Source organism: Caulobacter sp. S45 (assembly GCF_903642205.1).
Classification (GTDB): domain Bacteria; phylum Pseudomonadota; class Alphaproteobacteria; order Caulobacterales; family Caulobacteraceae; genus CAHJWH01.
Map to the genome: position 1 here is coordinate 18263 of NZ_CAHJWH010000014.1, position 17033 is coordinate 35295.

16 protein-coding genes are annotated in these 17033 nt (G+C 69.1%); 11 read left to right on the forward strand and 5 right to left on the reverse strand.

Translation table 11 applies throughout. The features are described from left to right. Positions 1-6 precede the first annotated feature (6 nt). Positions 7-846, reverse strand: coding sequence for a MoxR family ATPase (locus tag HUV06_RS02990; protein WP_174299788.1), 840 nt, complete (start codon positions 844-846; stop codon positions 7-9). 72 nt (positions 847-918) lie between these two features. On the opposite strand from HUV06_RS02990, the gene HUV06_RS15960 reads away from it, so the two are divergent. Both HUV06_RS15960 and HUV06_RS02995 read left to right on the forward strand, forming a co-directional pair. Next, complete coding sequence (locus HUV06_RS15960) at positions 919-1008, forward strand: CCDC90 family protein (protein ID WP_217433609.1); 90 nt, start codon at positions 919-921, stop codon at positions 1006-1008. A gap of 3 nt (positions 1009-1011) precedes the next feature. Next, positions 1012-1368 (forward strand): hypothetical protein, encoded by a 357-nt coding sequence (locus HUV06_RS02995; protein ID WP_174299789.1) that lies wholly within the window; start codon positions 1012-1014, stop codon positions 1366-1368. Between the two features lie 15 nt (positions 1369-1383). Here the strand turns inward: HUV06_RS02995 and HUV06_RS03000 are convergent, their stop codons facing one another. The 3 genes from HUV06_RS03000 to HUV06_RS03010 are packed head-to-tail and all read right to left on the reverse strand — an operon-like array spanning position 1384 to position 5559. Further along, entirely contained in the window at positions 1384-2535 is a 1152-nt protein-coding gene (locus HUV06_RS03000; RefSeq protein WP_174299790.1) for an acyl-CoA dehydrogenase family protein, read from the reverse strand. A 37-nt stretch (positions 2536-2572) separates the two neighbouring features. Next, on the reverse strand, positions 2573-3769 hold the full coding sequence (locus HUV06_RS03005) for an acyl-CoA dehydrogenase family protein (protein ID WP_174299791.1): 1197 nt from the start codon (positions 3767-3769) through the stop codon (positions 2573-2575). Positions 3770-3780: 11 nt separating this feature from the next. Then, on the reverse strand, positions 3781-5559 hold the full coding sequence (locus HUV06_RS03010; protein WP_174299792.1) for a class I adenylate-forming enzyme family protein: 1779 nt from the start codon (positions 5557-5559) through the stop codon (positions 3781-3783). Between the two features lie 265 nt (positions 5560-5824). Between HUV06_RS03010 and HUV06_RS03015 the strand changes: the two genes are divergently transcribed. From HUV06_RS03015 to efeB, 9 genes are all read left to right on the forward strand, one after another. After that, entirely contained in the window at positions 5825-6079 is a 255-nt protein-coding gene (locus tag HUV06_RS03015) for a hypothetical protein (protein WP_174299793.1), read from the forward strand. A gap of 36 nt (positions 6080-6115) precedes the next feature. Next, positions 6116-7351, forward strand: a complete 1236-nt coding sequence (locus HUV06_RS03020) for a serine hydrolase (protein ID WP_174299794.1) — start codon at positions 6116-6118, stop codon at positions 7349-7351. A 73-nt stretch (positions 7352-7424) separates the two neighbouring features. Further along, positions 7425-8243, forward strand: coding sequence for an SDR family oxidoreductase (locus tag HUV06_RS03025; protein WP_217433610.1), 819 nt, complete (start codon positions 7425-7427; stop codon positions 8241-8243). Beyond that, positions 8240-9208, forward strand: a complete 969-nt coding sequence (locus HUV06_RS03030; RefSeq protein WP_174299795.1) for an alpha/beta fold hydrolase — start codon at positions 8240-8242, stop codon at positions 9206-9208. The genes HUV06_RS03025 and HUV06_RS03030 overlap by 4 nt, the downstream gene beginning before the upstream one ends. Then, positions 9205-10680 carry an NAD(P)/FAD-dependent oxidoreductase gene (locus HUV06_RS03035; RefSeq protein WP_174299796.1) on the forward strand — a complete coding sequence of 492 codons (1476 nt, stop codon included), beginning with the start codon at positions 9205-9207 and terminating at the stop codon, positions 10678-10680. The genes HUV06_RS03030 and HUV06_RS03035 overlap by 4 nt, the downstream gene beginning before the upstream one ends. A gap of 28 nt (positions 10681-10708) precedes the next feature. After that, positions 10709-11530 carry an enoyl-CoA hydratase gene (locus tag HUV06_RS03040; protein ID WP_254600851.1) on the forward strand — a complete coding sequence of 274 codons (822 nt, stop codon included), beginning with the start codon at positions 10709-10711 and terminating at the stop codon, positions 11528-11530. Between the two features lie 160 nt (positions 11531-11690). Next, complete coding sequence (locus HUV06_RS03045; RefSeq protein WP_174299797.1) at positions 11691-13133, forward strand: carbohydrate porin; 1443 nt, start codon at positions 11691-11693, stop codon at positions 13131-13133. 166 nt (positions 13134-13299) lie between these two features. Beyond that, entirely contained in the window at positions 13300-14406 is a 1107-nt protein-coding gene (locus HUV06_RS03050; protein WP_174299798.1) for a hypothetical protein, read from the forward strand. Beyond that, a complete protein-coding gene (gene efeB / locus HUV06_RS03055; protein WP_174299799.1) occupies positions 14403-15722 on the forward strand; it encodes an iron uptake transporter deferrochelatase/peroxidase subunit in 1320 nt (439 codons plus the stop codon). The genes HUV06_RS03050 and efeB overlap by 4 nt, the downstream gene beginning before the upstream one ends. Positions 15723-15751: 29 nt before the next feature. On the opposite strand, the gene HUV06_RS03060 is transcribed toward efeB, so the two are convergent. Continuing rightward, on the reverse strand, positions 15752-16807 hold the full coding sequence (locus HUV06_RS03060; protein WP_174299800.1) for an aldo/keto reductase: 1056 nt from the start codon (positions 16805-16807) through the stop codon (positions 15752-15754). Positions 16808-17033 lie beyond the last annotated feature (226 nt).

Below are 17033 nucleotides of genomic sequence, written 5' to 3' on the forward strand. Positions count from 1 at the left end.
GGTTCATCACCCCCGCCTCGACATGAACACCAGCCGCTCGAACAGCGAGACGTCCTGCTCGTTCTTCAGCAGGGCGCCATGGAGCGGCGGGATGACCAGCCTGGCGTCATCGCTGCGGAGCACCTCAGGGCTGAGGTCCTCGATCATCAGAAGCTTCAGCCAGTCCAGCAGCTCCGACGTGGCGGGTTTCTTCTTCAGGCCTGGCAGGTCCCTGATCTTGAAGAAGACGTTCAGCGCCTCGCGCGCCAGCGAGGCCTTGATGTCGGGATAGTGGGCGGCGACGATCTTCTCCATCGTCTCGCGGTCGGGGAAGCGGATGTAGTGGAAGAAGCAGCGGCGCAGGAAGGCGTCCGGCAGCTCCTTCTCATTGTTGGAGGTGATGATCACCACCGGTCGCTGGCGGGCCACGATGGTCTGCTTCGTCTCGTAGACATAGAACTGCATGCGGTCGAGTTCGAGCAGCAGGTCGTTGGGGAACTCGATGTCGGCCTTGTCGATCTCGTCGATCAGCACCACTGTCGGCGTCTCGGAGGTGAAGGCCTCCCACAGCTTGCCGTGCACGATGTAGTTGGCGACGTCGTGCACGCGGGGATCGCCGAGCTGGCCGTCGCGCAGGCGCGAGACCGCGTCGTACTCGTAGAGGCCCTGCTGGGCCTTGGTGGTCGACTTGATGTGCCACTCGATCAGCGGCATTCCCAACGCGGCCGCCACTTCCTGCGCCAGCACGGTCTTGCCGGTGCCGGGCTCGCCCTTGACCAGCAGCGGCCGCTGCAGCTTGACCGCGGCGTTGACCGAGACCTCCAGGTCGCGGGAGGCGATGTAGCGGTCGGTGCTGGCGAAAGGCATGTGGGCTCCGGCGGAAGGTAGGTGATCTAAACTTTACAGCCCAAGGATGCTATCTCGGCGTGAGGAGCCGCAATGAACGCGATCGCCTTCGACACCCACGCCCATGTAAAGCGCCTGGTGGGCACAGGCATGTCCAAACCTCAGGCGGAAGCGGTCATCTAGGCCTTGCGGCAAACCGCGGAATTGCCGGACATCAGCCATCTGACGACCAAGGCCGACCTGCAGGTCGCCAAGTCTGATCTCCAGGCTGCAATCGGCGAAATCCGGCTTGCGACCAAGGCCGACCTGCAGGTCACCAACTCTGATCTCCAAGCTGCGATCGCGGAAATCCGGCTTGCGACCAAGGCTGATCTACAGACGACCAAGTCCGACCTTCAGACCGGGACATCGGAAGTCCGGGCCGAGCTGACGGCGACCAGAGGTGAACTCCGGGGCGAGATCAAGGGCGTTCGAGGCGAGCTGATCTGGTGGATCATCGGGACTGGGGTGGCGTCGTGGGCGGCGCACCTGTTCATCAAGTAGGCCGCCGGCGCAACACTAGGCCGCCTTCGGCAGCTCCGCCCGCAGCGCCTGGTAGCGCCGCAGGTGGAAGTCCGACGAGCCCAGCGCCTGCTCGATCAGGGTGGCGCGCTTGAAGTAGTGGCTGAGCGCCAGCTCCTCGGTCAGCCCGATGCCGCCGTGGATCTGCACCGCCGCCTGGCCGACGCTGGTGCAGGACCGGCCCACATAGGCCTTGGCGGCGGAGACTGCTGCGCCGCGCTCTGCGGCGGGCAGGTCGAGCTTCAGGGTCGCCATGAAGGTCATGGAGACCGACTGCTCGGCGGCGATGAACATGTCCACCATGCGGTGCTGCAGCACCTGGAAGTCGGCGATGGGGCGGCCAAACTGGCGGCGCTGCTTGGTGTACTCCACCGTCTGGCGCACCAGCTCACTCAGTACGCCGCCCGCCTCCGCGCAGAGCGCCGCGCGGGCCTCGTCCAGCACGGCCTCGACGTGGGGCAGCGCCTGGCCTTCCTCGCCGAGCAGGGAGTCGGCGCCCAGCGACACGCCCTCGAAGGTGATCTCGGAAGCACGCTTGCCGTCGACGGTAGGGTAGTCGACCGTGCTGACCCCGGCGGCGTCCTTGTCCACCAGGAACAGGGACACGCCCTGCGCCTCCCGCTGGCCGCCCCCGGTGCGGGCGGTGACCAGCAGTTTCGACGCCCAGGGCGCGGCCACGACCACGGCCTTCTTGCCGTCCAGCCGCCAGCCCTCTCCATCCTTGCGGGCGGTGGTGGAGACGTTGGCCACGTCGTAGCGGCTGGCGGGCTCGCCCCAGGCGAGGGCGGTGACCAGCTCGCCGCCGATGATCTGCTCCACTGCGGCATGGGCGGCGGGGCTGTCGTAGCGCTTCAGCAGGCCTGCGCCGATCACCACCGTCTCCAGGAACGGTTCGATCACGAGCGCGCGGCCGAGTTCGGTCATCACCACCATGGTGTCCACCGGGCCGCCGCCGAGCCCGCCGAGCTCCTCCGGCAGGGCGGCGCCCAGCACGCCCACGTCCTGCGCCAGGGCGCGCCAGATCTCCGGCCGCCAGCCCGCTTCGGACGCCACGGCCTTGCGGCGGCTGTCCGTGTCATAGCTGGTCCGCAGGAAGCTCTGCAGGGAGTCGCGAAGCAGGCGCTGCTCTTCGCTGAAGCTGAAGTCCATGGATGAGGGTCCGGTCTGTGCTGCTTGCGTGCGGGCGTCAGAGCCCCAGCACGGCCTTGGCGATGATGTTGCGCTGGATCTCGTTGGAGCCGCCGTAGATCGAGGTCTTGCGCATGTTGAAATAGGTGTCGGCGACGCCGCGAGCGGAGCGCGGGCCGACCGGCGCCTCGTTGCCGCCGGTGGCGTTGTGCAGCAGGTGGGGGGCGGCATAGCGGCCGGCCGCCTCCATGGCCAGTTCGGTGGCGCGCTGCTGGATTTCGGTGCCCTTGATCTTGAGCAGGCTCGACTCCGGCCCCGGTCCCTTGCCTTCGGCCTCACGGGCCAGGCCGCGGAGCTCGGTGTACTCGAGCGCCATCAGCTCGATCTCCAGCTCGGCCATCTTGCGGGCGAAGAACACGTCGTCCTCGAGCGGATGACCGTCGATCGTCTCCTCGGCGGCGATGTCGTGCAGGCGGTCGATGGCGCGCTTGGAGCGGGCGACGCCGGCGATGCCGGTGCGCTCGTGGGCGAGCAGGAACTTGGCGCAAGTCCAGCCCTTGTTCTCCTCGTAGATGCGCTGCTCGACGGGCACGCGCACGTCCTCCAGCCACACCTCATTGACCTCGTGGGCGCCGTCCAGGGTGATGATCGGCCGGACGGTGACGCCGGGCGATTTCATGTCGAGCACCAGGAAGCTGATGCCCTCCTGCTTCTTGACCGAGGGATCGGTGCGGACCAGGAAGAAGCCCCAGTCGGCGTGCTGGGCGAGCGTGGTCCAGGTCTTCTGGCCATTGACGACATAGTGGTCTCCGTCGCGCACCGCCCGGGTGGAGAGCCCGGCGAGGTCCGAGCCCGCTCCAGGCTCCGAATAGCCCTGGCACCACCAGGTCTCGCCCAGCATGATCGGGGGCAGGTACTTGGCCTTCTGCTCCGGCGTGCCGAAGGCCATGATGACCGGCGCCACCATGTTCACCCCGAACGGCAGGATCGGCACCGTGCCGGCACGGGCGTTCTCCTCGGCGAAGATGAACTTCTGGATCGGGGTCCAGCCCGGGCCGCCGTATTCCACCGGCCAGGACGGGGTGGACCAGCCGCCCTTCCTGCCCAGGATCTTGTGCCAGGCGAGGTAGTCCTCGCGGCCCAGCTCCTCGCCCGCGTCCTGCTTTGCGCGCACCTCGGCGGGGTAGTTCTGCTCTATGAACGTGCGGACCTCGTCGCGGAAGGCGAGGTCTTCGGGGGAGAAGTCGAGGTTCATCGGGAGAGCCTTCAGGCGTTGGCGGGGGCGGCCTCGAACAGCCGCTTCAGTTCGGGCTTGAGGATCTTGCCGTTGGCGTTGCGGGGCAGCGGTTCGTGACGGAACAGGATGCGGACGGGCGTCTTAAATCCTGCCAGACGGGCGCGGACATAGGCCTTGAGCTCCGCCTCGTCCGCCGTCGCGCCGGGCTTCAGGGTCACCACCGCGCCGGGCTCCTCGCCCAGCGTCCGGTGGGCGATGGGCACCAGGGCGGCGTCCATGATCGCGGGGTGGGTGTAGAGCACGTCCTCCACCTCCACCGAATAGATGTTCTCGCCGCCGCGGATGATCACGTCCTTGATGCGGTCGACGATGTAGCAGAAGCCCTCCTCGTCGATCCGAGCCAGATCGCCGGTCTTCAGCCAGCCGTCCTGGAAGGTCTTGGCGGTGGCCTCGGGCTTGTTCCAGTAGCCGCGCGCCACGTGCGGGCCATAGACCCACAGCTCGCCGACGCCTCCCGGAGGCAGGGCGTTGCCCTCGCCGTCCACCACCTTCATGTCGCCGACCGGGGTGGCGGGCCCGCAGCTGTCTGGACGGCGGGCGTAGTCCTCAGCCATGTGGTGGGTGAAGGTGGCGCAGGTCTCGGTCATGCCCCAGCCCGTCCCGCTCCGGGCCTGGGGCCACGCCTCGTCCATGCGCCGCACCAGCTCGGGCGCCGCGGGGGCGCCGCCATAGGTGATGCTGTCCAGGCTGGACAGATCGTACTTGGGCCGCGCCGGATGCTCCAGCAACTGCCACGGTATGGTGGGGACGCCGCCGATGGAGGTGGCCCGCTCCTGCTCGATCAGGGCCATGCAGGCTTCCGGCTCGAAGCGGCGCATGAGCACGAGCTTGATGCCCGTGGCCATGGCGACGTTCAGCAGCGAGAAGCAGCCCGTGACGTGGAAGAAGGGAATGGACACCACATAGGCCTTCTGCACCGCCGAGTCGGGCTCCGGCGGGGCCTCGCCGCGGCGCACGAAGCTTCTGGCCACGGAGTAGAGCGAGGTCAGCACCGGCGTGGTCACCGCCCGGTGGCAGGCCGCCACCCCTTTGGCGTTGCCCGTGGTGCCGGAGGTGTAGAACAGCGTGGCGTCGGCTTCGGGCGCTATGGTCAGGGGCGGCGCGTCCACCGCGGGCAGGGCGGCCCAGGCGCTGGGCGCGCCCAGCACATCCAGCAGGTCGAGCGCGCCGTCCAGAGGGTCTGCGCCCGTGCGGCGACAGACCAGCACCTGGGTCAGGTCGGCGCATCCGGGCAGCTGCGCCCGGGCGCGTTCGTAACGCTCGCCATCGAACACAGCGACCTTGGCGCCGGAGTCCTTCAGCCCGTAGGCGAGCTCGCCCGCCGACCACCAGGCGTTCAGCGGCGTCGCCACCGCACCGGCGAGCGCTGCGCCGTAGAAGCAGACCGGCCATTCCGGCAGGTTCCGCATGACCACCGCCACGCGGTCGCCGGGCTTCACGCCCGCGCCGACCAAGTGGCGGGCGAAGGCCATGGCGGCGCGGCCGAAGGCGTCGAAGCTGATCCGCTCGGCCTCGTTGACCAGGAAGGTGCGCTCGCCGAAGGCCTGGGCGGCGAAGAACAGCTCGACCAGCGATTTGGGACCGTTCTTCCAGGCGCGAACGTTCAGCCCGTCGCGCTGCCAAGCCTCCATCTCGAACATGGCGCCGGGCGCGGTGAGCAGGGTCTGCGATTCCGCCAGGCTCACGGCCGGCCAGGCCTTGATCGGGTCCGCGTCCGCCTCGTTGGAGAGAAGCGCCGCCTGGGTCATGTCACCTCCCACGAGAATGGTCGGGCTGCGCGGCAAGGGCGGCGGCCTCGTTTGACGTTTCCTAGGCCGTTCCGGCGCGCTCGCCAACGGGCGTCCTTGGCTTCGGCAGGTATTTTCTCCAAGCTTGCGACATCTCGGAAGCCTCAAACTGCCCCGAACGCCGTTGTTCCCCATGGCGCTGTCGCCATACGGACCATTCAAATCCGGGCCGCGGGTCCGGCGTGGCGTTGCCCGCGCCTCGGATCGGCGCTAGGTCGGATGGGCGATGACCGGAGCCATGGTGGGCCAGACCTCCCGCTACGAGCGCAAGCGCGAGGCGATCCTCGAAGCGGCGGCCACGCCGTTCTACGCGCGCGGGCTGGGCGGCGCGACCATCGCCGAAGCCCAGCCGGTCACCGGCATGATCAATGCGGCGGCCGAGCCGCCGCGCTGGTCGCCCCTGGCCACCGCCGACACCGCCGCGGACCTTTTCCTGCAGCCGCTGATGACCGGCGTGTTCACGCCCCTGCGGCGACGATAACCCACCCGCCTCGCCAGGCCAGTCCATGGAGCGATCATGACATCGGAGACCCTCGCCGGCCTGTCCACCGCACGGCTGGAGCGCATAACTGAGCTGCTGAACACCCACTATGTCGACCCTGGCAGGATCGCCGGCTGCCAGATCCTGGTCGCCCGCCATGGCGAGGTCGCCTACAGCCGGAGCCTCGGCCTGATGGACCGGGAGCGCGCCAAGCCGTGGGCCGACGACACGGTGGCGCGCATCTACTCCATGACCAAGCCCATCGCCTCGGTGGCGCTGATGATGTTGTGGGAGCGCGGCCTGTTCCAGATCGACGAGCCGGTCGCCAAGGTGCTGCCGGAGTGGCGGGACCTGAAGGTCTGGGTCAGTGGCGAGAGCGAGGCCATGCGGACCGAGGCGCCGCACCGCCCGGTCAGCTTCCGCGACCTCCTCAGCCACACCTCGGGCCTCACCTACGGCACCCTGCTGGAGACCCTCGGCGCGCCGGCGAGCCGCGATCCGGTGATCGCCGCCTACAAGGCGCTGAAGGTGCGCATGGAGCCAGACGAGGACCTGGACGCCTTCGTCGCCAAGCTGGGTCGGCTGCCCCTGCGCTACCAGCCCGGCCAGCAGTGGATGTACTCCCTGGCCACCGACGTCATCGGCGCCCTGGTCCAGCGCCTGTCGGGCAAGCCGTTCGACGTCTTCCTGCAGGAGGAGGTCTTCAACCCGCTCGGCATGGTGGACACGGGCTTCCATGTGCGCCAGGAGAACGTGGATCGCTTCGCCGCCTGCTATGCGCGCCGCGCCGACAAGACCCCCGTGCTGCAGGACGATCCCCAGGCCAGCCCCTACCTGCACCCGCCCGTCTTCCTCTCGGGCGGCGGCGGCCTGGTCTCTACGATGGCCGACTACCACCGCTTCTGCGAGATGCTGCGCCGGGGCGGCAAGCTGGACGGGGAGCGGATCATCGGCCCGCGCACCCTGGCCTTCATGATCCGCAACCATCTGGCCGGCGGCAAGTCCCTGGCGGAGCTCTCCATCGACAGCTTCTCCGAGACCACGCCGGCCGGCGTCGGCTTCGGCCTGGGCTTCGCCATGACCACCGACGGCGTGCGGGCCGGAACGCCCAGCGAGGGCGACTACTTCTGGGGCGGCGCGGCGTCGACCGCCTTTTGGGTCGATCCCGTCCAGGACCTGGTGGTGATCTTCCTCACCCAGCTGCTGCCCTCCACCAGCTTCAACTTCCGCGGTCAGCTGAGAAGCCTCGTCTACAGCGCCATCGTGGCGTGAGGCGGCGCGTCCTGATCCGCCAAGGCCAGTCGAACCGGCCTATGATCCCGAACGAACGAGGAGGCGATCCACGATGACGCAACGCATGCAGCTGGATGGCCGCACCGCCCTGATCACGGGTGCAGGGAGCGGGATCGGCCGGGCGGTCGCGGTGTCGCTGGCGCGGCGGGGCTGCAATCTCGCCCTGGCCGACGTGAACGAGGCAGGCATGGCCCAGACCGCCGAGGAGATCGGGTCGGCTGTGCGCATCACCCGCCATCGCCTCGACGTCTCCGACCCCGGGGCGATCTCGGAGGCGCCCGCCCGGGTGCTGGCCGACCATCCGGGCGTCGACGTGCTGGTGAACAACGCGGGCGTGGCGCTGGGCGGCGGCTTCGAGCAGGTGGCGGCGGCCGACTTCGAGTGGCTGTTCTCCATCAACTTCTGGGGCGTGGTGCGCATGACCCGCGCCTTCCTGCCGATCCTGCGGAGGAGCCCCGACGCGCGGTTGGTGAACCTGTCCAGCATCTTCGGCATCATCGCCCCGCCGGGCCAGACGGCCTATGTCGCCAGCAAGTTCGCCGTGCGGGGCTTCTCGGAGTCTCTGCGCCATGAGCTGAAGGACAGCCCCGTCGGCGTGACCGTGGTGCATCCGGGCGGGGTGGCGACCTCCATCGCCCGGAACGCCCGCCTGCCCCCCGGCGCGTCGGCGGCCGACATGGAACGGCGGCTGAAGTTCGCCGAATCCAAGCTCACCCTGTCCCCGACCGTCGCCGGCGAGACCATCGTGCGCGCCGCCGAGCGCCGCCGGCCCCGCGTGATCGTCGGCCTGGACGCCAAGATCGCCGTCGCCGCCGAGCACTTCGCGCCGGTCTCCTACTGGAAGCTGCTCGGCCAGCGGATGAGCGCATGAAGCTCCTCTCCCTCGCTCTGCTCGGCGGCGTGGCGGTCGTCGCCGCCACTGGCGGCGGCCTCGCCGCCTTCGCCGGCCTGACCGCGCGCCGGGTCGAGGCGGCGCTGCCGCCCCAGGGCCGCTTCATCGACATAGACGGCAACCGCATCCACTACCTGGACCAGGGTTCCGGGCCGGTGGTCCTGATGGTGCACGGCCTGGGCGGCCAGATGCGCAACTTCACCTACGCCCTGGTCGACAAGCTGACGGACCGCTTCCGCGTGGTGGTGATGGAGCGGCCGGGCGCCGGCTACTCCCGGCGCGCGCCCGGCGCCTCCGCCCGGCTGGGCGTCCAGGCCGACGTGGTCGCCAAGTTCATCGGGGCGCTGGGACTCGGCAAGCCGCTGCTGATCGGCCACTCGCTGGGCGGCGCCCTGTCCCTGGCCGTGGCGCTGGAGCACCCGGAGGCGGTGGGCGGGCTGGCCCTGGTCTCGCCCCTGACCCAGCCGCAGGACGCCCCGCCCAAGGTCTTTGCGGGCCTGTACATCCCCTCTCCCTTCCTGCGGCGGCTCTTGGCCTGGACCGTGGCGACGCCCCTGGCGATCCGCAACCGGGACGTGGTGCTGGCGCAGGTGTTCGGGCCCGAAACCGCGCCCGACGACTTCGCCACCCGCGGCGGCGGCGTGCTCAACCTTCGCCCGCGGAGCTTCTATGCCACCTCCACCGACCTTGTGGCCGTGAGCGAGGACCTTCCCGGCTTCCACGCCCGCTACGCCAGCCTGAAGCTGCCGGTGGGGATCATTTTCGGCGAGGACGACCGCATCCTGGACGCCCGGGTGCATGGCTCGCCCATGACCGGCCAGGTCCCGGGCCTGACTTACGAGACCATCGAGGCCGCCGGCCACATGATCCCGCTCACCCAGCCCGACCGGGTGGGCGCCTTCGTCACGGCCGTGGCCGGGCGCGTCTTCGGGAGGACCGCATGAGCCAGACCCATTTCGACGTCATCATCATCGGCGCCGGACTCTCCGGCGTCGGCGCCGCCCACCACCTGCAGCACAAGTGTCCGGACAAGACCTACGCCATCCTGGAGGGACGGGACACGATCGGGGGCACCTGGGACCTGTTCCGCTATCCGGGCATCCGCTCGGACAGCGACATGTACACCCTGGGCTACGTCTTCCGGCCCTGGACCGAGGCCAAGGCCATCGCCGACGGCCCCTCGATCCTGAACTACATCCGCGAGACGGCGGCGGAGGACGGCACCGCGCGCCACATCCGCTTCGGCCACAAGGTGACGGCCGCGTCCTGGTCGTCGACCGAGGCGCTGTGGATGGTCGAGGCCCTACGGAGCGACGGGGAGCGCGTGTCGTTCACCTGCGCCTTCCTGTTCACCTGCACCGGATATTATGACTATTCCGGCGGCCACATGCCGGACTTCCCAGGCGCGGAACGATTCGCCGGCCGGCTGGTGCACCCCCAGGCCTGGCCCCAGGACCTGGACTACACCGGCAAGCGCGTCGTGGTGATCGGCAGCGGCGCCACCGCGGTCACCCTGGTGCCGGCCATGGCTGAGACGGCCGCCCACGTCACCATGCTGCAGCGCACGCCCACCTATGTGGTCTCGCGCCCCTCGGTGGACGCCTGGGCGGACAAGATGCGCGCGCGCCTGCCGGCCAAGCTGGCCTACGGCCTGGTCCGCTGGCGCAACGTGCTGGTCGGGATGTTCTTCTACAATCTAGCCAGGAAGCGCCCGACGCGGACGCGCGAGCGCATCCTGGGCTGGGTGCGCGACCACCTCGGCCCCGACTACGACGTCGCCTCCCACTTCACCCCGCCCTACGACCCCTGGGACCAGCGGGTGTGCCTCGTGCCCGACGCCGACCTGTTCAACGCCTTGAACAGCGGCCGGGCCGAGGTGGTCACCGACCACATCGACAGCTTCACCGGTGACGGCATCCGGCTGAAGTCGGGCAAGGTGCTCGCCGCCGACATCGTGGTGGCGGCCACAGGGCTTCGCCTGCAGCACCTGGGCGGCATGGCTGTCCAGGTGGACGGCGGGCCGGTCAAGCTGTCCCAGTCCATGGGCTACAAGGGCTGCATGTACAGCGACGTGCCCAACATGGCGTCCTGCTTCGGCTACACCAACGCGTCGTGGACGCTGAGATGCGACCTGACCTGCGACTATGTCTGCCGCCTGCTGAACCACATGGACGCCCGGGGCCTCGCCTTCGCCATCCCGCGCAAGCGCGACCCGGCGCTGACCGAAGAGCCCATGCTCAGCTTCACCTCCGGCTATGTCCAGCGCGCCATCGACAACTTCCCCAAGCAGGGGTCGAAGGCGCCGTGGAAGCTGCGCCAGAACTATGCGCTGGACCTGCTGGACATGAAGTTCGGTAAGCTGGACGACGGCGCGCTGGAGTTCCACCGGCGGGCGCCGGATCGGATGGCGGCCTGAGGCTTGGCGATCCTCCACATGGGCTAGCTTGAGCTATAAGGCTGCAACCGGCCGCCTGGACGGCTGCAAGGAGGACGCCGCCATGTCGGACAAGGTGATCTATCGCGCGAGCGAAGGCGTGGCCGAGGTGCGGCTGAACCGGCCGGAGAAGAAAAACGCCATCCTGCCGGAAATGTACGCCGCCATGGCCGACGGCATCCTCGCGGCGGAAACCGACGCGGCCGTCCGCGCCATCGTCATCGGCGGGGAGGGCGGGTCCTTTACCGCCGGCAATGACCTGTCCGACTTTCTGAACCGCCCGAGCTCCGAAGAGACCCCGCCAGTGCGCCGCTTCATGACGGCCCTGAGCCGGGCGGAGAAGCCGGTGGTGGCCGCGGTGGACGGGCTGGCCATCGGCATCGGCACGACGCTGCTGCTCCACTGCGACCTTGTGGTGGCGAGTACGCGCTCGCGCTTCCAGATGCCGTTCGTGAACCTCGGCCTGGTGCCGGAGTTCGCCAGCTCCTGGCTGCTGCCGGCGCGCATCGGATACCCGCGCGCCGCCGAGCTGCTGCTCCTGGCGGAGTCGATGGATGCCGTTACCGCCAAGGACTTCGGCCTGGTGAACCGTGTGGTGGAGCCTGCCGAGGTGGAGGCCGCGGCCCTGGACCTCGCCCGCCGCCTCGCCGCCAAGCCGCCGGAGGCGTTGCGCCAGTCCAAGCGGCTGATGCGGGCGGACCCGGATAGCGTGCTCCAGAGGATGGAGCAGGAGAATGCGGAGTTCAGCCGTCTGCTCGCCTCGCCGGAGGCGCGCGAGGCCTTCACCGCCTTCCTGGAGAAGCGCGCGCCCGACTTCGGCAAGGTCGCCTGATCGGCCACCGAAGGCAGTTTGCGAGCGCGTCGCAATTTCATTGCATCTGCAAGTCACTTGCATATAGAACCCGTCACGGCCGCTGATAGAGCGGACCTTGGCGGGGTGAGTGGTGAGGAGATCGAAGTTTCAGCGGCCGGGGCGCGCCGCTGCAGGCTTGGTGGGAGCTGCGCTCGCGCTCGGCGCCGCCGGGCAGGCGCAGGCCTCCCCACCGGCCCTGTCGGTTCCGGTCAGCTCCGAGCAGGCGGCCGGCGGCGCGCCGCAGGGCTTCAGCGGCTATCTGTCGAGCCTGCAGAAGTCGAGCTTCCTGCTCGGCGACATGTTCGGCCTGCGCACCGAGCTCAGCAGGTTCGGCGCCTCCCTGGCCATCCAGGAGACGAGCGAGGTGCTCGGTAACGCCACCGGCGGCATCCACAAGGGCGCCGAATACGACGGCCTGACCCAGGCCATCTTCCAGCTGAACACCCAGCGCGCCTTCGGCCTCTACGGCGGCCTGTTCAACGTCAGCGCGCTGCAGATCCACGGCCGCAACCTGTCGGCCGACAACCTCGGCACGATCCAGACCGCCAGCGGCATCGAAGCCGATCGCGCGACGCGGCTGTGGGAGCTCTGGTACGACCAGAAGTTCCTCGACGAGGACCGGGCCGACATCAAGGTCGGCCTGATCAGCGCCGACCAGGAGTTCATCGTCAGCCCCAACGCGCTCTATTTCGTCAATACCATGTTCGGCTGGCCGGCCCTGCCGTCCTACGACCTGCCCGGCGGCGGCCCGGCCTATCCGCTGTCCGCGCCCGCGGTGCGGTTCCGCTGGCGGCCCGTGGACCCGGTGAACATCCTGGTCGGCGTGTTCAACGGTGCGCCATCCAGGACCAATGACGGCGACGCCCAGGTGATCAACGCCTCGGGAACCCAGTTCCCGACCAACGGCGGCACGCTCACCTTTGTTGAGCTGCAGTACACCTACCCGGCGCTCGGCGCGATGGTGATGCCCGGGGCCGGCGCGCCGCTCGGCCATACCTACAAGATCGGCGCATGGTACGATTCGGAGGCGTTCGACGACGAGCGCTTTGACGACCATGGCGTGCCGCTCGCCTCGCCGCTCAGCGACGGGTCGCCGCTTCGCCACCGCGGCCAGTACTCGGTCTATGGCGTGGCCGACCAGATGCTCTGGCGCCAGCAGGACGACCCCAACCGCTCGGTCAGCGCCTTCACACGGGTCATGGGTTCGCCCCAGGCCGACCGCAATTTCTTGAGCTTCAGCGCCAATGTGGGCCTGACCTACCACGATCCCGTGGCCAACCGCCCTGACGACACCCTGGCCATCGGCCTGGGTTACGCCAAGGTGAGCCACGTGGTGACCGACGCTGACCGCGACGCCGCGGCGGTGGCGCGGGCGGTCGATCCGACTATCTATGGTCCGGCCCGCCACGACGAGACCTTCATCGAGGCGACGTATCAGTACCAGCTTCGGCCCTGGTGGCAGGTGCAGCCGGACTTCCAGTACACTTTCACCCCCGGCGGCGGCGTCGCCGACCCCAACCAGCCCACGAACCGCGTGAAGAGTGAAGCCGTCTTCGGAGTGCGCACCAATGTCCTGTTCTGAGCGCACTTCATCCTCCCCTACGCAGCGGGGGAGGGGGACCATGTGGAGCATGGTGGAGGGGGCTGCAGCCCAGTGTCGCTCCGGGGCGGCCCCCTCCGTCACGGGCCTGCGGCCCGCGCCACCTCTCCCGCTTCGCAGGGGAGGACGATTTGCGGGGATCGCCACCATGGCGGGGTTACTCGCCCTCGCATCCACCGCACAGGCCGCCCCCAAGGGCTACCTGGAAACCATCCACCGCCACGTCACCCTGACCTCCAGCGTCACCGACAACGGCGACCTGAACCCCTACGCCATCGTCGTGGCGCCGGTGAGCGCGGGCAAGGTGCAGAAGGACGACGTGCTGGTCGACAACTTCAACAACCTGTCGAACCTGCAAGGGACGGGCACCACCATCGTGCTCTACCGCCCCTCCACCCGGCAGACGATCCTGTTCGCCAAGCTGCCCCGGACCCTGTCGGGCTGTCCGGGCGGGGTGGGGCTGACCACCTCCATGGCCATGCTGAAGACCGGCTGGGTGATCGTGGGCTCCACACCCAGCACGGACGGCACCACCGCCACCAAGGGCGACGGCTGCCTGATCGTGTTCGACCCCAACGGCAAGCCGGTGCGGGTCTGGTCCGGGTCCCACATCATCGACCCCTGGGGCAACATGGCGGTGAAGGACGACGGGGCGACCGCCACCCTGTTCATCAGCATGGCCGGCGAGGGCATCCCGGCGCCGACCGTGCTCGATCCGAAGACCAAGCTGCCCATCGTGGTGAAGAAGGCCAGCGTGCTGCGTGTGAAGCTGACCATCCCGGATGGCAAGCCGCCCGAGATCGCCGAGGAGACGGTGGTGGGCGACGGCTTTTCCCAGCGCGCTGACCGGGACAACTTTCTGCTCGGCCCCACGGGCGAGGCCCTGGGCGGCGACGGGACCCTCTACGTGACCGACGGGCTGGACAACGTGATCACCGCCATCCCCGACGCCCTCACCCGCACCGACAGCGCCGGCACCGGCAAGGAGGTGACCAAGGACGGCCTGCTCGCCTGGCCGCTGGCCCTGGCCTGGACGCCGGAGGGCCACCTGCTCGCCGCCAATGGCAAGGACGGCCGGGTGGTGGAGGTCGATCCCGTGGCCGGCAAGCAGATCTACGCCCAATGGATCGACAACGATCAGGCCCAGTCGCCGCCTGGCAACGGCGACCTGTTCGGCATCGCCATGCTGCCCGACAACTCCGGCTTCTATTATGTAGAGGATGACGTGAACACGCTGATGCGGGCCTCCCGATGAGCGGCGGCTGCCCATTCATCGGGAGTTCGGGCGGCGTCGGTGGCGACGGCGGGGCGACCCGTCGTCGTTTCCTGTCGGGCGCTGCGGGGATCGCCGGCGCCGTGGGGGCGGTCGGCGCGGCCTCGGCCAAGCCGGCGCCCTCGACCCACGCGCCGCTGACCCCGACCGCGGCCCCGGACAGCGCCACCCTGCCCTTTCACGGGTCCCACCAGCAGGGGATCACCACCCCACAGCAGGCGCACGTCTACTTCTCCGCCTTCGATCTCACCGCCGAGAACCGCGCCGATGTCGCCAGGCTGATGCAAGCCTGGACCCTCGCCGCCGCCCGCCTGACCGCCGGCCAGCCGGTGGACGCCGAGGAGGACCCAGCCCAGCCGCCCGCAGACTCCGGCGAGGTGGCCGGCCTGCCGGCCGCCCGCCTCACCCTCACCTTCGGTTTCGGCCCAGGCCTGTTCAGCAAGGACGGGCGCGACCGCTACGGCTTGGCGGCCAGGCGGCCCGAGGCCTTCGCAGACCTGCCGCGCTTTGTGGGCGACCAGCTCGTGCCCGAGCGCACCGGCGGCGACCTCTGCATCCAGGCCTGCTCGGACGAGCCGCAGGTCGCCTTCCACGCCGTGCGCCAGCTCACCCGCGTCGCGGCTCCCTATGCCAAGACCCGCTGGGTGCAGAACGGCTTCCTGGCCGGCTATGCCCCCGGCGAGACGCCTCGCAACCTGATGGGGTTCAAGGATGGCACGCTGAACGTCGCCACCAAGGACCCCAGGGCGCTAGACCAGTTCGTCTGGGTGGGCGCGGAGGGTGGCTGGATGAAGGGCGGGACCTACATGGTCGCCCGCCCGATCCGCATCGCGCTCGAACACTGGGACACCATGAAGCTCGGCTTTCAGGAGCAGACGGTGGGCCGCCACAAGCGGTCCGGCGCCCCGCTCGGCGGGACCGACGAGCAGGCGCCCCTGGCGCTCGACGCGGTGGACAAGGACGGCAACCCGCTGACGCCCGAGAACGCCCACGTGCGCCTGGCTTCGCCGCAGAACAACGACGGCGCCCAGATCCTGCGCCGCGCCTACTCTTACGACAACGGCGTCAGCTTCGTGGCCGAGCGCTGGCCGCCCTGGCGCCAGGGCATGGAGGTGGACGCAGGGTTGATGTTCGTCTGCTACCAGCGCGACCCGCGCACCGGCTTCAGCAAGATTTTCGAACGCATGTCCAAGTTCGACATGCTGAATCAGTTCGTCACCCACGTCGGCGGCGGCCTGTTCGCCGTGCCCCCCGGGGCGGATCGCGGCGGCTGGATTGGGCAGGGGCTGCTGGCCTAGAGCCCGTCCCCGCCAAGGGGCAGGACCCCTTATCTCGCGTTCGGCCGTCCGGCTTCCGCCAACTGCTTGGCCCGCGCGCCTTGCGTCTCGAACATCCAGCCGGGGTACTCACGCGGCAGGGCGCTGACCTTGGCCAACGTGTCCAGCTCCGCCTTGCTCAACTCCACCTCGGTGGCCTTGAGGTTGTCCTCCAGCTGTTCGGGCTTCTTGGCGCCGATGATGACGCTGGACACCACCTTCTGGTGCAGCAGCCAGGCCAGGGCGATCTGGGCCACCGAGACGCCGTGCGCCTCGGCGATCGGCTTCATCGCGTCGATGCAGTCGAACGCCCGCCCGCGGTCCACCGGCGGGAAGTCGAAATTGGCGCGGCGGCCGTCGCCGCCCTTCTCGTCCTCGCGCGCGTACTTGCCGCTGAGCAGGCCTCCGGCCAGCGGGCTCCAGACCAGCAGGCCCACGCCCTCGCTCTTCAGCATCGGCACGATCTCGCGCTCTAGGTCGCGGCCGGCCAGGGTGTAGTAGGCCTGCAGGCTCTCGAAGCGGTGCAGGCCCAGGCGCTCGGCGATCCCGAGCGCCTTCATGATCTGCCAGGCTGCCCAGTTGGACACGCCCACATAGCGGACGTGGCCGTGGTTCACGAGCGTGTCCAGCGCGCGCACCGTCTCCTCGATCGGCGTCGCCACGTCGAACCCGTGGATCTGGTAAAGGTCGATGTGGTCGAGCTGGAGCCTGCGAAGGCTGGTCTTCACCGCATCGATCAGGTGCAGCCGCGAGGCGCCCTTGGAGTTCGGCCCCTCCGTTCCGGTGGGGCCATAGGCCTTGCTGGCGACCACCACGTTCTCGCGCGGCACGTTGAGCGCCTTCAACGCCCTGCCGGTCATCTCTTCCGAACGGCCCTCGGAATAGACGTCGGCGGTGTCGAGGAAGTTGATACCGCCGTCCAGCGCCCGGCCGATCAGGCCTTCCGCGGCGCCCTGGTCCAGGTCGCCGATCTTGCCCCACATGCTGTCGCCGCCACCGAAGGTCATGGTTCCGAGGCAGAGCTCGGACACGAACAGGCCCGTTCGGCCCAGCTTGTTCATACGCATGGTGGTCATCCTCGACGGCCGGTCGGCTCGCACCTGTGCTGAACGCGGGGCAAGGGTTCGCGTTCGCTTGCCTCTCCGCTCATCCCGGCGAATGCCGGGACCCAGATCGAAAGGCGATGAGTTTGGCCGGACGATGCAGGCCACGCCTAATACCAGTTCTCTGGGGGCATGACTCGGGGGGCTTGCGGGGATGGTCTCGGGTTGATTCAAGGTGGTGAACGAGGAG

Coding starts and splice junctions, on each gene's coding strand:
- HUV06_RS03035 (WP_174299796.1), top strand. CDS start 9,205: ATGAGCCAGACCCATTTCGACGTCATCATCATCGGCGCCGGACTCTCC.
- HUV06_RS03000 (WP_174299790.1), bottom strand. CDS start 2,535: ATGGACTTCAGCTTCAGCGAAGAGCAGCGCCTGCTTCGCGACTCCCTG.
- HUV06_RS03015 (WP_174299793.1), top strand. CDS start 5,825: ATGACCGGAGCCATGGTGGGCCAGACCTCCCGCTACGAGCGCAAGCGC.
- efeB (WP_174299799.1), top strand. CDS start 14,403: ATGAGCGGCGGCTGCCCATTCATCGGGAGTTCGGGCGGCGTCGGTGGC.
- HUV06_RS03020 (WP_174299794.1), top strand. CDS start 6,116: ATGACATCGGAGACCCTCGCCGGCCTGTCCACCGCACGGCTGGAGCGC.
- HUV06_RS03060 (WP_174299800.1), bottom strand. CDS start 16,807: ATGCGTATGAACAAGCTGGGCCGAACGGGCCTGTTCGTGTCCGAGCTC.
- HUV06_RS03050 (WP_174299798.1), top strand. CDS start 13,300: ATGGCGGGGTTACTCGCCCTCGCATCCACCGCACAGGCCGCCCCCAAG.
- HUV06_RS02990 (WP_174299788.1), bottom strand. CDS start 846: ATGCCTTTCGCCAGCACCGACCGCTACATCGCCTCCCGCGACCTGGAG.
- HUV06_RS03005 (WP_174299791.1), bottom strand. CDS start 3,769: ATGAACCTCGACTTCTCCCCCGAAGACCTCGCCTTCCGCGACGAGGTC.
- HUV06_RS03030 (WP_174299795.1), top strand. CDS start 8,240: ATGAAGCTCCTCTCCCTCGCTCTGCTCGGCGGCGTGGCGGTCGTCGCC.
- HUV06_RS15960 (WP_217433609.1), top strand. CDS start 919: ATGAACGCGATCGCCTTCGACACCCACGCCCATGTAAAGCGCCTGGTG.
- HUV06_RS03025 (WP_217433610.1), top strand. CDS start 7,425: ATGACGCAACGCATGCAGCTGGATGGCCGCACCGCCCTGATCACGGGT.
- HUV06_RS03010 (WP_174299792.1), bottom strand. CDS start 5,559: ATGACCCAGGCGGCGCTTCTCTCCAACGAGGCGGACGCGGACCCGATC.